The sequence below is a fragment of the Bacillus sp. SW14 genome (genome assembly GCF_047608225.1).
GTDB lineage: Bacteria > Bacillota > Bacilli > Bacillales > Bacillaceae > Bacillus > Bacillus subtilis_G.
Genome location: NZ_JBLKRW010000001.1, coordinates 3,908,986 through 3,921,736, shown reverse-complemented (window position 1 = coordinate 3,921,736; position 12,751 = coordinate 3,908,986). Strand labels below are relative to the sequence as shown.

Annotated in this window: 15 protein-coding genes; 7 read left to right on the top strand and 8 right to left on the bottom strand. The window is 45.2% G+C overall.

Going from position 1 to position 12,751, the window contains the following annotated elements; genetic code table 11:
* Complete coding sequence (rapC, locus tag ACMX2I_RS19905; protein WP_414958110.1) at nucleotides 1-1,149, top strand: response regulator aspartate phosphatase RapC; 1,149 nt, start codon at nucleotides 1-3, stop codon at nucleotides 1,147-1,149.
* Complete coding sequence (gene phrC, locus ACMX2I_RS19900) at nucleotides 1,133-1,255, top strand: phosphatase RapC inhibitor PhrC (protein ID WP_087993038.1); 123 nt, start codon at nucleotides 1,133-1,135, stop codon at nucleotides 1,253-1,255. Before rapC ends, phrC begins: the two co-directional genes overlap by 17 nt.
* 101 nt (nucleotides 1,256-1,356) lie before the next feature.
* Here phrC and ACMX2I_RS19895 read toward each other — a convergent pair whose 3' ends face one another.
* The 3 genes from ACMX2I_RS19895 to ACMX2I_RS19885 form a co-directional block, all read right to left on the bottom strand.
* A complete protein-coding gene (locus ACMX2I_RS19895) occupies nucleotides 1,357-1,452 on the bottom strand; it encodes a YjcZ family sporulation protein (protein ID WP_148962990.1) in 96 nt (31 codons plus the stop codon).
* Nucleotides 1,453-1,587: 135 nt separating this feature from the next.
* Nucleotides 1,588-1,701 (bottom strand): YjcZ family sporulation protein, encoded by a 114-nt coding sequence (locus ACMX2I_RS19890; RefSeq protein ID WP_039075856.1) that lies wholly within the window; start codon nucleotides 1,699-1,701, stop codon nucleotides 1,588-1,590.
* 150 nt (nucleotides 1,702-1,851) lie between these two features.
* Complete coding sequence (locus tag ACMX2I_RS19885) at nucleotides 1,852-3,216, bottom strand: aspartate kinase (RefSeq protein WP_414958109.1); 1,365 nt, start codon at nucleotides 3,214-3,216, stop codon at nucleotides 1,852-1,854.
* Nucleotides 3,217-3,602: 386 nt separating this feature from the next.
* Between ACMX2I_RS19885 and yclN the strand changes: the two genes are divergently transcribed.
* The 4 genes from yclN to ACMX2I_RS19865 are packed head-to-tail and all read left to right on the top strand — an operon-like array spanning nucleotide 3,603 to nucleotide 7,223.
* Nucleotides 3,603-4,553 carry a petrobactin ABC transporter permease YclN gene (gene yclN, locus ACMX2I_RS19880; RefSeq protein WP_414958108.1) on the top strand — a complete coding sequence of 317 codons (951 nt, stop codon included), beginning with the start codon at nucleotides 3,603-3,605 and terminating at the stop codon, nucleotides 4,551-4,553.
* Nucleotides 4,546-5,493, top strand: coding sequence for a petrobactin ABC transporter permease YclO (gene yclO, locus ACMX2I_RS19875; RefSeq protein ID WP_414958107.1), 948 nt, complete (start codon nucleotides 4,546-4,548; stop codon nucleotides 5,491-5,493). Before yclN ends, yclO begins: the two co-directional genes overlap by 8 nt.
* Entirely contained in the window at nucleotides 5,487-6,245 is a 759-nt protein-coding gene (yclP, locus tag ACMX2I_RS19870) for a petrobactin ABC transporter ATP-binding protein YclP (protein WP_414958106.1), read from the top strand. The genes yclO and yclP overlap by 7 nt, the downstream gene beginning before the upstream one ends.
* Before the next feature lie 21 nt (nucleotides 6,246-6,266).
* Entirely contained in the window at nucleotides 6,267-7,223 is a 957-nt protein-coding gene (locus ACMX2I_RS19865; protein WP_087993032.1) for a siderophore ABC transporter substrate-binding protein, read from the top strand.
* Between the two features lie 35 nt (nucleotides 7,224-7,258).
* On the opposite strand, the gene ACMX2I_RS19860 is transcribed toward ACMX2I_RS19865, so the two are convergent.
* From ACMX2I_RS19860 to ACMX2I_RS19845, 4 genes are all read right to left on the bottom strand, one after another.
* Nucleotides 7,259-8,677: an MDR family MFS transporter gene (locus tag ACMX2I_RS19860; RefSeq protein WP_087993031.1), complete on the bottom strand. Its 1,419-nt coding sequence runs from the start codon at nucleotides 8,675-8,677 to the stop codon at nucleotides 7,259-7,261.
* Nucleotides 8,678-8,696: 19 nt separating this feature from the next.
* Nucleotides 8,697-9,575 (bottom strand): TetR/AcrR family transcriptional regulator, encoded by an 879-nt coding sequence (locus tag ACMX2I_RS19855; RefSeq protein WP_414958105.1) that lies wholly within the window; start codon nucleotides 9,573-9,575, stop codon nucleotides 8,697-8,699.
* 162 nt (nucleotides 9,576-9,737) lie between these two features.
* Complete coding sequence (locus ACMX2I_RS19850; protein ID WP_414958104.1) at nucleotides 9,738-10,487, bottom strand: NADPH-dependent oxidoreductase; 750 nt, start codon at nucleotides 10,485-10,487, stop codon at nucleotides 9,738-9,740.
* A 16-nt stretch (nucleotides 10,488-10,503) separates the two neighbouring features.
* Complete coding sequence (locus tag ACMX2I_RS19845; RefSeq protein WP_003225015.1) at nucleotides 10,504-10,791, bottom strand: putative quinol monooxygenase; 288 nt, start codon at nucleotides 10,789-10,791, stop codon at nucleotides 10,504-10,506.
* Nucleotides 10,792-10,931: 140 nt separating this feature from the next.
* Here ACMX2I_RS19845 and ACMX2I_RS19840 point away from each other — a divergent pair, with 140 nt between their 5' ends.
* Nucleotides 10,932-11,246, top strand: a complete 315-nt coding sequence (locus ACMX2I_RS19840) for an ArsR/SmtB family transcription factor (RefSeq protein WP_087993028.1) — start codon at nucleotides 10,932-10,934, stop codon at nucleotides 11,244-11,246.
* Between the two features lies 1 nt (nucleotide 11,247).
* Here ACMX2I_RS19840 and ACMX2I_RS19835 read toward each other — a convergent pair whose 3' ends face one another.
* Nucleotides 11,248-12,690: a PLP-dependent aminotransferase family protein gene (locus tag ACMX2I_RS19835; RefSeq protein ID WP_414958103.1), complete on the bottom strand. Its 1,443-nt coding sequence runs from the start codon at nucleotides 12,688-12,690 to the stop codon at nucleotides 11,248-11,250.
* Nucleotides 12,691-12,751: the final 61 nt, after the last annotated feature.

Below are 12,751 nucleotides of genomic sequence, written 5' to 3'. Positions count from 1 at the left end.
ATGAAGAGCGGGGTAATTCCTTCTTCAGCGGTCGGTCAAAAAATTAACGAGTGGTACAAATATATCCGCACATTCAGCGTGCCGGATGCCGAAGTGTTAAAAGCTGAAATCCAGCAGGAACTGAAACACATGCAGCATGATTCCAACTTGCTGCTCTATTATTCACTAATGGAATTTCGCCACCAGCTTATGCTTGATTATCTTGAGCCGTTAGAGAAATTAAATATCGAGGACCAGCCAAGCCTGTCTGAATTATCAAGAAACATTGACAGCAACCAGGCGGATCTCAAAGGGCTGCTCGACTACTATGTGAATTTTTTCCGCGGGATGTATGAGTTTGATAAGCGGGAATTTATTTCTGCCATTACATACTATAAACAGGCGGAAAAGAAGCTCTCCTTTGTCGCAGACCATATTGAACGGGCTGAATTCTATTTTAAAATCGCGGAAGCTTATTATTATATGAAGCAAACGTACTTTTCACTGATCAATATAAAAAACGCCTATGAAATTTATGTGGAGCAGGAAACCTATAATGTGAGAATCATTCAATGCCATTTCGTCTACGGGGTTAACCTGATGGATGAAAGGAATTTTGAACAAGCCGCAAGCCATTTTAAATTGGCGCTCGATATGGCCGAAGCAGAACAAAAAGCCCAGCTGGTCGGAAGAGCATACTACAATCTCGGACTATGCTATTACAATCAAGACATTCTCGACCCTGCTATTGACTACTTTGAAAAAGCGGTCTCCACGTTTGAAAGCAGCCGGATTATCAATTCACTGCCGCAAGCCTATTTTTTAATCACCCTGATTTATTATAAACGGGGAAAACATGATAAAGCTTCGGAATATCACAAGCGGGGCTATGAATATGCTAAAGAAACAGACGATGCAGATTACGCGGCAAAATTCGAATTTTTGAAATCCCTATATCAGGATCAGCCCAATGAAATAGGAATCGAACGATGTTTCCAATACTTAAAAAATAAAAATATGTACGCTGATATAGAGGATTTAGCCCTAGAAGTAGCAAAATATTACTATGAACAGAAACGGTTCAAACTGTCTGCTTCCTACTTTCTAAAAGTTGAAGAGGCAAGAAAACAAATACAAAGGAGTGAAGGTTTGTATGAAATTGAAATCTAAGTTGTTTGTTATTTGTTTGGCCGCGGCTGCGATTTTTACAGCGGCTGGCGTCTCAGCTAACGCGGAAGCACTCGACTTTCATGTGGCGGAAAGAGGAATGACGTAAGAACCAGCCCCCCTTCTCATTAGTGAGAAGGGGTTTTTTACAGAAACAGCGCCGCAAGACATGTATGTCACGGCGCTGCTCTTCACCGGAGAATATTTTTCTTAGTATCCCCCGTTATAAAATGCAGTACCCACAATAATCAAGAGGATAAATAACACAACGATCAAAGTAAATGAGTTTCCTCCATAACCTGACATCTTGTGCCACCTCCTTGTGAGATTACATTATCATATGCTGAATGATCACAGAGGATTGGGTATGGACCATATAAAAAACAAAAACGCCGTAAGATTAATTTGTCTTACGGCGCCATACGGGTAAGTGAAAAAGGTTTAGTAGAAGCCGCCGCCTACATAAGCCGCTCCAACAATAATCAAAAGAATAAACAATACAACGATTAAAGCGAATGAATTATTGTAACCGCCGCCGCCAGTGTATCCTGACATAAGGCTTCACCTCCCTATAATGGATACTATAAGGTATGCAGAACAGGTCCGTTTGTCAGGGCCATTAGAGGACAAGAGAAAAAATGGACACAGCTATGAGCCAGATGGGCATAAAAAAATAGCGGGCGTTTGCGCCCGCTATTTATGTAATTAAGAGATCAGCACGCCCGCGAAAAATTCCTGATATAACGCTTGAACGGCTTTTCTTTCTTCGGCTTCTTTTACGCCGAACATCATGCTCACTTCAGAAGATCCCTGATTGATCATTTCGATATTCACTTTTGCCTCTGATAATGCCTTGGCCGCTCTCGCCGTTGTGCCGACATTGTGGCGCATCGCTTCTCCAACAACCATAATCAGTGCGAGATGATGCTCGACAATCACTTCGTCGGCGTGCAGCTCCTCTTGAATCTGTTTGATCACGCTGTGTTCAGTGACGGCATCCATTTGACCCTCCCGTAAGATGATGGTCATGTCATCAATTCCCGATGGAACATGCTCATACGTCAAACCATGGTCCTCCAGAATTTGAAGGGCTCTGCGGCCAAATCCGATTTCTCTGTTCATTAAATATTTGCTGATATAAATGCTGCAAAAGCCGGTATCGCTGGCAATGCCGACGACAGGACCATTTGTGTTATCCCGCTTGCTTGCGACACGGGTGCCTCGGGCTGACGGGTTGTTCGTATTTTTGATTTGTACGGGAATCCCCGCTCTGAACGCCGGAATGAGCGCTTCATCATGAAAAACTGAAAAGCCCGCATAGGACAGCTCCCGCATCTCTCTGTATGTCAGTTCGCTGATTTCCTTTGGATTCTCAACGAAGGACGGATTGACAGAGTACACAGCGTCCACATCTGTAAAGTTTTCGTACAAATCAGCTTGAAGTCCGTTGGCGAGAATGGAACCGGTAATATCAGAACCGCTCCGTGAGAATGTGATCACATCGCCATCCTTGCTGAATCCGAAAAAACCGGGAAAAATAATGAGGCTGTCACGTTCCCGAAGACGATAGAGGTTTTGATAGGATTCAGGAAGAACTTGCGCGTTGCCGGGTTCATGTGTCACAAAAAGGCCGGCGTCCTTCGGGTTGACATATTCCGCTTTGACGCCTTTATGGCGGAAATAGGCGGCGATCAGCTTGGCGTTGTTATCCTCCCCGCTGGCTTTGACTGCGTCAAGATACTGCTCGGGATCGTTTTTATCTCCTTCTAAAAGCGTAAACAGATCATCGCGGATTTTTTCGATAATGCTTTGCTCCAGCTGAAGCTCATTGGCGATGAGGGCATACCGTTCCATAACAGCTTCCGCCAATTCAGGGGCGCTGCCTGATGCCAAATATTGTTCTGCACATGCGATTAAGAGATCAGTCACTTTCGTATCCTCAGCATAGCGTTTTCCCGGAGCTGAAACGACTACAGCTTTCCGTGCCGGATCTGAGGTTACGATGTGAAACACCTTTTCAAGCTGAGCGCCTGAAGCGAGTGAGCTGCCTCCGAATTTAACGACCTTCATGTTTACATCTCCTAATGTTTAAAATTTTCTCACAAATTTAGTATTTATTATCTCTCTTTCAGTCCTGTAAATCAAGGGGTAATTTCTTTCTGGAATGAACATTTGTATTTTCCACGAGGAACGATGTCAGGTTTGCTGACCGTATACATGCGTTGTGAAGATAAATATGGTAAACAGCCTAACGATTTGGGATTTGAAAATGATGATAACGATGAGTAAAATTGATTATATGATCAGATTAATATTTTGAAAGAATATTGACTAACACTAGAAAAATGGTAATATGTAAATGATAATGATAATCAATTACTATATGGCCATATTGTTTTGAGTCCTTGCGGAGTAGGAGATACGTTCTTTTTGCTGTAAGGATGTGAGGAGGCAGCATGAAGCTACGTTACTTATTTATTCTACTTATCATATTAGCAGTCACATCTGTATTTATCGGCGTAGAAGATCTGTCGCCGCTTGATCTCTTTGATTTAAGCAAACAAGAGGCGTCAACGCTGTTTGCAAGCCGTTTGCCGCGATTGATCAGCATCATTATCGCGGGTTTAAGCATGAGCATCTGCGGTTTGATTATGCAGCAGATCACCAGAAACAAATTCGTGTCACCGACAACCGCGGGCACAGTGGATTGGGCGAGGCTTGGCATTTTAATTTCTTTGCTGCTGTTTACATCCGCCAGTCCTTTAATCAAAATGCTGGTCGCGTTTGTCTTTGCCCTTGCAGGGAATTTTCTGTTTATGAAAATCCTTGAAAGAATCAAGTTTAACGACACCATCTTTATTCCGCTTGTCGGTTTAATGCTCGGGAATATCGTCAGTTCCATCGCGACATTTATCGCATATAAATATGACTTGATCCAGAATGTGTCATCATGGCTTCAGGGAGACTTCTCTTTAGTCGTGAAAGGAAGATACGAGCTTCTTTATCTGAGTATTCCGCTCGTCATCATTGCCTATTTGTATGCGGATAAATTTACAGTGGCCGGTATGGGAGAAAGCTTTTCTGTCAACCTCGGCCTGAAGTACAAGCGGGTTGTGAACATCGGGCTCATGATCGTGTCCCTGATCACGTCTCTTGTCATTTTGACTGTCGGTATGCTTCCGTTTCTCGGTTTGATCATCCCGAATATTGTATCGATTTACAGAGGAGACAATCTAAAGAACAGCCTGCCGCACACGGCGCTATTGGGAGCGGTTTTTGTGCTGTTTTGCGATATATTGGGCAGAATCATTATCTTCCCTTATGAAATCTCGATTGGCCTGATGGTCGGAATCATCGGCAGCGGCATTTTCCTGTTTATGCTGTTAAGGAGAAAAGCGTATGCGTAACCAGATGAAAATTGCGTTGCTCGTTGGTTTAGCCATTGTATGTATTGGCTTGTTTTTGTTTTATGACGTAGGCAATTGGGATTACACCCTGCCGAGAAGAATCAAAAAGGTCGCTGCTATTGTGCTGACGGGAGGAGCGATTGCGTTTTCGACGATGATCTTTCAAACGATTACGAACAACCGCATCCTGACGCCGAGCATTTTGGGCCTTGATTCTCTCTACATGCTGATTCAAACCGGCATTATCTTTTTGTTCGGTTCTGCAAATATGGTCATCATGAATAAAAACATGAACTTTATCATCTCTGTTCTGCTGATGATACTGTTTTCCCTTGTTCTTTATCAGCTCATGTTTAAGGGAGAGGGGAGAAATATCTTTTTCCTTCTGCTCGTTGGAATCGTGTTTGGCACATTGTTCAGCAGCCTGTCTTCCTTTATGCAGATGCTGATTGATCCGAATGAGTTTCAAGTGGTGCAGGACAAGATGTTTGCCAGCTTTAACAACATCAATACGGATTTGTTATGGCTCGCGTTCATCATCTTCCTGCTGACAGGCGTTTACGTCTGGCGTTTTACGAAGTTTTTTGACGTGCTGTCGCTTGGGCGCGAGCACGCCGTGAATTTGGGCATTGACTACGACAAAGTGGTGAAGCAGATGCTGGTCGTGGTTGCGATCCTTGTTTCTGTTTCAACAGCGCTAGTCGGGCCGATTATGTTTTTAGGGCTTCTTGTCGTCAACCTGGCGAGAGAATTCTTGAATACATATAAGCATTCATACCTAATCGCAGGCTCCGTCTTGATCAGCATCATTGCGCTGGTGGGAGGACAGTTTGTGGTTGAGAAAGTGTTTACCTTCTCAACGACGCTGAGCGTCATTATCAATTTTGCCGGCGGGATTTATTTTATCTACTTGCTGTTAAAGGAGAATAAATCATGGTAGAGGTCAAAAATGTAAGCAAACAATATGGCGGGAAAGTGGTCCTTGAAGAGACGTCAGTCACGATTCAAAAGGGTAAAATTACCTCGTTTATCGGTCCAAACGGCGCCGGCAAAAGCACGCTGCTGTCTATAATGAGCCGCCTGATCAAAAAAGATTCCGGCGAGATTTTCATAGACGGCCAAGAGATTGGATCATGCGACAGCAAAGAGCTTGCTAAAAAAATGAGCATTTTGAAGCAGGCGAACCAAATCAATATCAGGCTCACCATCAAAGATCTCGTCAGCTTCGGCAGATTTCCTTACTCACAAGGCCGGCTGACAGAGGAAGACTGGGGTCATATCAACCAGGCGCTCGGCTATATGAAACTGGAAGACATTCAGGACAAATACCTAGATCAGCTGAGCGGCGGACAGTGCCAAAGGGCATTTATCGCAATGGTCATTGCCCAGGACACCGATTATATTTTTCTGGATGAGCCGCTGAACAATCTGGATATGAAACATTCAGTTGAAATTATGAAACTGCTGAAACGGCTGGTGGAGGAGCTTGGAAAAACAATCGTGATCGTGATTCATGATATCAACTTCGCATCCGTCTACTCCGATCATATCGTGGCCTTGAAGAACGGCCGAATCGTAAAAGAGGGGCCGCCTGAGGAGATTATTGAAACCTCTGTGCTTGAAGAAATCTACGATATGACCATCCCGATTCAGACGATTGATCATCAAAGAATAGGTGTTTATTTTTGTTAATCTATAGAAGAGGTGAAGAGCATGAAAAAGTTTGCATTATTATTCATCGCTTTGGTGACGGCAGTTGTCATTTCTGCATGCGGAAACCAAAGCACAAGCAGCAGCAAAGGTTCTGATTCAAAGAATGAACAAATCACAGTGAAACACCTGCTTGACAAAGACGGCACAAAAGTTCCAAAGAACCCTGAAAAAGTAGTCGTGTTTGATTTTGGAAGCTTAGATACGTTAGATAAACTCGGCCTTGATGATAAAGTGGCAGGCCTCCCGAAACAAGCCCTTCCCAAATATCTGTCCCAATTCAAAGATGACAAATATGCGGATGTCGGAAGCTTAAAAGAGCCGGATTTTGAAAAAGTGGCTGAAATAGACCCTGATCTGATCATTATTTCAGGAAGACAATCTGAGTCTTACAAAGAATTCTCTGATATCGCGCCGACGATTTACCTTGGCGTGGACACAGCGAAATACATGGAGTCATTTAAGTCAGACGCGGAAACAATCGGTAAGATCTTTGATAAAGAAGATGAAGTAAAAGATGAACTTGCAACAATTGATAGCTCAATTGCAGACCTTAAGAAAACAGCTGAAAAGCTTAACAAAAACGGTCTTGTCATCATGGCGAACGACGGAAAAATCAGCGCGTTCGGTTCTAAATCAAGATACGGCCTGATCCATGACGTATTCGGCGTGACACCTGCTGATAAAAACATCAAAGCCTCTACTCATGGACAAAGTGTTTCTTACGAGTACATTTCAAAAACAAACCCGGATTACCTGTTTGTCATTGACCGCGGTACAGCAATCGGAGAAACATCATCTACAAAACAAGTCGTTGAAAACGATTATGTGAAAAACGTAAACGCAGTGAAAAATGATCACGTCGTTTACCTTGATTCTGCTACTTGGTACTTATCAGGAGGCGGACTTGAGTCTATGACGCAAATGATTAAAGAAGTGAAAGACGGTTTAGAGAAGTAAACAAAAGGGCCTCCGCTGGGGCCCTTTTTATGTGATCAGCGTGCCGCCTGCTGTTCGGCAGGGCGCTGAGGTTTCTTTAATGTAAATGATAGAAGGAAGCCGGCAAGTGCGATGCAGGCTGCCACGAGAAATGCGGCGTTCATGCCGTGCAAGGCGGCGTGTTTCACATTTGTCGTGCCTGCGTGTGCCGCCTGGTTGCTCATGACGGACACCAAAAGTGCGGTTCCGATCGAGCCGCCGACCTGGCGGATGGTGTTGTTCATCGCTGTTCCATGCGGAATCAGGTGGCGCGGCAACGCGTTGATTCCGGCTGTCGTCACCGGCATCATGATCATGGCGGTACCTAAAAGACGAACGGTATACAACACAACAATCCAAGCGAGTGACGTATGGTCGGTCAGCTGCATAAACGGCAGCGATGTCAGGAAGATGATGCAGAAACCGGCGATTGCCAGCCCTCTTCCGCCGACACGGTCAAAGATTCTGCCGATGATCGGTGACATGAAGCCCATCAGAATGGCTCCCGGAAGAAGCATGAGTCCTGTATCAAAAGCTGTGACGTCTCTGACGTTTTGTGTATAAAGCGGCAGGATGGTTTCCGTACCGATCAATAGTGCAAAGACAAGCGTTCCAAGCAGTGTTGTTAAGCTGAACACGCCAAACGTGAAGACGCGGAATTCCAGCATCGGTTTTTCAAGTTTCATTTGTCTAGTAATAAATAAAATAAGTGCGACAGCACCCACCAGCAGTGAAATCAAGACGGTTGAACTGGTCCAGCCATAAGATCCAACGCTTGAGAAGCCGTACAGAAGCCCGCCGAATCCAAATGTCGAAAGGATCACTGATAAAATATCAATCTGTGTTTTTCTTAAAGTCGTCACGTTCTTCATCAGGATGCTGGCAAGAATTAAATCAATCACAGCAAACGGAAGAATGATATAAAACAGAGATCTCCAAGAGAAAGCTTCGACTGCCCATCCGGAAAGAGTCGGCCCGATTGCAGGCGCGAACGAGATGACCAATCCGACCATACCCATAGCCTGGCCGCGCTTTTCAATCGGAAAGATCGTCAGGAATACGGTCTGCATGAGCGGCATCATAATACCTGCACCTGCTGCTTGAATGATACGCGCTGTCAGTAGAACCGGGAAGTTCGGCGCGAATGCTCCGACGACTGTTCCGGCAGTGAAAATACTCATTGCTATGATGAGCAGCGTCCTGCTCGTGAATTTCTCAATTAAAAACGCCGTAATCGGAATTAAAATCCCGTTGGTTAACATAAATGAAGTTGTCAGCCATTGCGCTTGGTTGGCATCTACATTGAAATCCCTCATAATATGGGGAAGCGCGGTAATTAACAGCGTCTGATTCAAAATCGCGACAAACGCCCCGGCTAATAAAATGCCGACAATGACAGAACGATTAAAAGGTTTTGGTGCAATACTTTTATCCAATACATATCCCTTCTTTTCTCTAAGTAATTAACAGTGTTTTTAACATCGAAACGGGCTGTGTTAAAACACCGGTTTGTTCCAGATAGCCAATCAGTGATTTGAGCAAAAAAGCGCGGGGTTCTTTCTTCTTCGCTTCTTCCTCCAGCATAGCGGCTGCGGATGTCAGTTCATCTACGTCAAAGTCCGCGGGGGGCAGGGAAGAAATGCCTTGGTGTAATTCCTTCAGGCTTTCCGACAACAGGGCTGATTTATCCTTTGGCTTGTAGGAGGATGCTGAATGAATATAAAGCTCGATGGCTTCAGGAGGAAGGAGAGACTGCCGGGTTTCCTTGTTTTTGACAAGCTGATTGAGGGTGCTGATGATAAACGCTGCGATGGGGTCAAGCTCAAGCGGTTTTTCCTCGATTTTGATCAGCATGACAAACTCGCGCATCATGCCGTGAAGAATGATGACTAAATCCCACACAAACGGGAGAATGGTTTCTCCATACGCCTGGATCAGCGAATCGCGGTGCCAGCAAATAATCGTTGATCTGGTCTGATGGATATGCTGTTTGACCCGGTTATTATGCAGCTTAGGGTTCCCGTAGGTCAGCATATTGAAAAATTGCTGGTTCCGCCTGAAGCCTTCCAGCTCCATTTTGACCTTTTGCATCAAACGCTCCTCCGGTGTCAGCGAGGTATTTTCCTGAAGTCTTGAGGCCGCGGCCACCATTTGCTTCTGGTTAAATGACAGCAGCTCTAAAAGCAGATCTTCCTTAGACTGAAACAGCTTATATATCGAAGCTTTTGACATCTTACATTCTTCTGCGATCGCCTGCATAGAAACCGACGTAAAATCCTTTTCCGAAAAAAGCTTTCTCGCAGTTAACAAGATATCTGTTTTTTTATCAAGCATCTCATGGCTTCCTTCTTTCTTGAACATTAGAAAACCCATTGGTTCACAGAAAACCAATGAGTAACAATGAAAAAATTTTACCAAATAAACTAAATAGAAGTCAATGGATTTTAACCGGACAATCGAAAGGCCCGCCGGAAAATCCGACAGGCCGGGTGAGGCTTATTTTTCAACTTTAAATCCTTGCTTTTCAAGCATTTCACGGATGTGCGGATAGTACAGGCGCTCATAATAGGAAGCGATGCCCTGTGACCAGTTTCTTGTTTCTTGTCCGTTTGTCCGTTTACTCATGTATTCAGACATTGTCTCGTCATATGACTGAATGTGGGACGTCAGCTCATCTTGATTCAAATAGGTTTCCTGATGATTGACTGCTTCCTGCGGAAGACGCGGTTTTTTCGCTGAACGGTCAGCTGGATGCCCGATGACAAGGCCGGAAACAGGGAACACGTATTTCGGAAGCTCAAGCAGTTCGATCAACTCTTGAGGGTTTCCGCGAACCGCCCCGATAGGAACCGTTCCCAGTCCGAGGGATTCGGCCGCTGCTGTCGCTGTGCCGAGGGCGATACCGGCGTCTACGGCGCCGACAAGAACGGACTCCAATCCGTTTGTGATTTCCATATTGAAATCATGCAGATCTTCAAGCGCGATTTTGGCCCGGTTGAAGTCTGCGCAGAATAGCAAGAAAACAGGAGCCTGATCAATCCAAGGCTGACCGCCTGCCAGCTCGGAGATTTTCTTTTTGCGCTCTTTATCCTGCACTGTGATCACAGTCACTTGCTGACCGTTGATAGAAGTGGGGGCTGCTTGCACCGCTTGAATGATGTGGTCCAATTGTTCCTGTGCTACAGGTTGATCCGTATAGCTGCGAATCGAGCGGTGGTCTGTTAATGATTTGATGACTTCATTCATATGGGACACCCTTTCCTTACTCGCTAAGCTCGGTGCGGACAACATCAAGAGGGGCGCTCAGCAGTTCTTTTCCTTTTGCGACAAATCCTTGGAAATGCGCAGTTTCATTGTGTGATTTCATCGCCGCTTCATCTTTCCATTGCTCAAGCATCACAAATGTATTTTCTTCACCCACTTTTTCAAATAGGTCGTATTGCGCGTTGCCTTCCTCAGCTCTTGAGTGCTGAACAAGCGATTGTGCCTCGCTCAGAAATTCCTCGCGTTTTTCTGGTTTTACTTTGATGTAAGCTTGTAATACGATCATGTCAGTCTCCTCCATCGTTATGCTGATTTTATTGTTCGAATTTAATCGAACTAACTGTATCATGTATTCAAAATGAGGTAAAGGAAAAACCCTCAAATAGTAAAATTGTCATTCTAATTGTTGTGTGATACATTTGTGTCATGAACATTCCAAACCATCCAGAAACAGAAACGTTGCAGCTGACAAAGGTTCTTCACGCACTTAGTGATCCGCTTCGTTTAGAGCTGGTAAAGCAATTAGCTGAAGCGAAAGAAAAAACGTGCGGCACCTGTGCGGATGTACAGGTTGCCAAATCGACCTTGTCGCATCATTTTAAAGTACTGAGAGAATCAGGCATCGCTCAAGTTCGGATAGAAGGAAAGCGCCGGTATTATTCGCTTCGCGCTGAAGACCTTGAAAAGGCGTTTCCCGGCCTGCTTGAAGCCATACTAAATGTGGACCAGGATCGCTGGTGAATCAATCCCCTGTACCGGGGATTTTTTTATGTCCGTAAACAGCACGGAAAAGCCTCTCGACACCCTCCTGAATGTCTTCTTCCTTCAGCCGCGCGAAGCCGATAATGAGAGCGGGACGGCCTGTTTGCCGCTTGTTTTTTTCCTCTAAGTCAAATCGGCTCATTCCGAAGATTTCGAGCTGCTGGCCGGCGGCGTGTGCCAGAATGTCTTGTTCGGTGCGGCTTGTATGAAATTCGGTGACAAAATGCAGTCCCGCATTCGCCCCTTTTACGGAAATCTCTCCTCTGAACTTTGTTTCTAAAGCGGTGATCAGGCGCTCTCTCTTTTCTTTATAATGCTGCTTCATTTTTTTAATATGCTTCTGATATTCTCCGGACTCGATAAATGCCTGCAGGGTGAGCTGGGTAAGCGACGAGCATGTCTGCAAATCATAGCCCCGCTGTTTGTATGTCCGGAGCAGCTCCGGCGGCAAAACCATATAGCTGATCCGCAAGCCTGGGAGAAGGGATTTTGAAAAGGTGCCCATATAGATGACATTTTGAAAATGGCCGAGGCTTTGAAGCGCCGGAATGCTATCGACATCGTATGTAAATTCACTATCATAATCGTCTTCAATAATATAGCGATGCGGTTCCTCGGCTGCCCAGTTCAGCAGCTGAATTCTTCTGGATACAGGCATAATCGTTCCGGCCGGAAATTGATGCGATGGGGTTGTCACCAGCACATCGGGCTGCTGTCTATTGATTTCAGCAATCGACATGCCTTTGTCATCAAGCATAATGGTCTTCACCTGTTTTCCGGCATGTTTTAAAAGCTGGTACATGCGCCTGTAACCGGGCTCCTCCATCGCATACACCGCTTCCTTGGGCAACAGCTCAGTCAATAGCTGCATGAGCACCTGTGTGCCTGCCCCTATAACGATTTGTTCCGGCCGGCATTTTACACCCCGCGTCAAAGAAATGAGCCTGGCAACGGCCGCTCTCACTTCATATATTCCTTGCGGATGCGACATATCACCGAGCGTGCGGTATGAGCGGGAGGCCGCTTTTTGCTCGCAGCGAAACCAGCTTTTGATCGGAAAATGGTCTGTATCGGCACTCATGTGTGAAAACGAGATCCAATCGCTCTGATCTTGGTGAACCTCTTTCAGATCATCCGGCAGTGCAAACGGAGGGTGCTCCTCGGCTGAAAACATGTCCAGCTTCTCCACGTAAAAACCCTTTCGCTCAATGGCGTATAAATATCCCTCAGCCAGCAGCTGCTGATAGGCTGCATTCACTGAGTTTACGCTGACCTTCAGCTTCTCTGCCAGCTCCCGTTTGGAGGGAACCTTCGAGTGGGGCAGCAGATTGCGGCTGAGGATTTCTTTTTTCAGCTTTTGATAAATTTGCTGATAGATATAATCGGCTTGTTCTGAGCGGTCGAGTGTGATTGTGATATCCATTTGCGGTGTCTCCTTCTGATACTATCAAAAAGTTATAATTGGTACTTTTCATCATACCAAA

Bases quoted from the DNA above. Each gene is read 5' to 3' on its own strand.
- phrC (WP_087993038.1), top strand. From the start codon at position 1,133: ATGAAATTGAAATCTAAGTTGTTTGTTATTTGTTTGGCCGCGGCTGCG.
- ACMX2I_RS19890 (WP_039075856.1), bottom strand. From the start codon at position 1,701: ATGTCAGGATACACTGGCGGCGGCGGTTACAATAATTCATTCGCTTTA.
- ACMX2I_RS19855 (WP_414958105.1), bottom strand. From the start codon at position 9,575: ATGCTTGATAAAAAAACAGATATCTTGTTAACTGCGAGAAAGCTTTTT.
- ACMX2I_RS19845 (WP_003225015.1), bottom strand. From the start codon at position 10,791: ATGATCGTATTACAAGCTTACATCAAAGTAAAACCAGAAAAACGCGAG.
- yclN (WP_414958108.1), top strand. From the start codon at position 3,603: ATGAAGCTACGTTACTTATTTATTCTACTTATCATATTAGCAGTCACA.
- ACMX2I_RS19885 (WP_414958109.1), bottom strand. From the start codon at position 3,216: ATGAAGGTCGTTAAATTCGGAGGCAGCTCACTCGCTTCAGGCGCTCAG.
- ACMX2I_RS19865 (WP_087993032.1), top strand. From the start codon at position 6,267: ATGAAAAAGTTTGCATTATTATTCATCGCTTTGGTGACGGCAGTTGTC.
- yclO (WP_414958107.1), top strand. From the start codon at position 4,546: ATGCGTAACCAGATGAAAATTGCGTTGCTCGTTGGTTTAGCCATTGTA.
- ACMX2I_RS19835 (WP_414958103.1), bottom strand. From the start codon at position 12,690: ATGGATATCACAATCACACTCGACCGCTCAGAACAAGCCGATTATATC.
- ACMX2I_RS19840 (WP_087993028.1), top strand. From the start codon at position 10,932: ATGAACATTCCAAACCATCCAGAAACAGAAACGTTGCAGCTGACAAAG.
- yclP (WP_414958106.1), top strand. From the start codon at position 5,487: ATGGTAGAGGTCAAAAATGTAAGCAAACAATATGGCGGGAAAGTGGTC.
- ACMX2I_RS19850 (WP_414958104.1), bottom strand. From the start codon at position 10,487: ATGAATGAAGTCATCAAATCATTAACAGACCACCGCTCGATTCGCAGC.
- rapC (WP_414958110.1), top strand. From the start codon at position 1: ATGAAGAGCGGGGTAATTCCTTCTTCAGCGGTCGGTCAAAAAATTAAC.
- ACMX2I_RS19895 (WP_148962990.1), bottom strand. From the start codon at position 1,452: ATGTCAGGTTATGGAGGAAACTCATTTACTTTGATCGTTGTGTTATTT.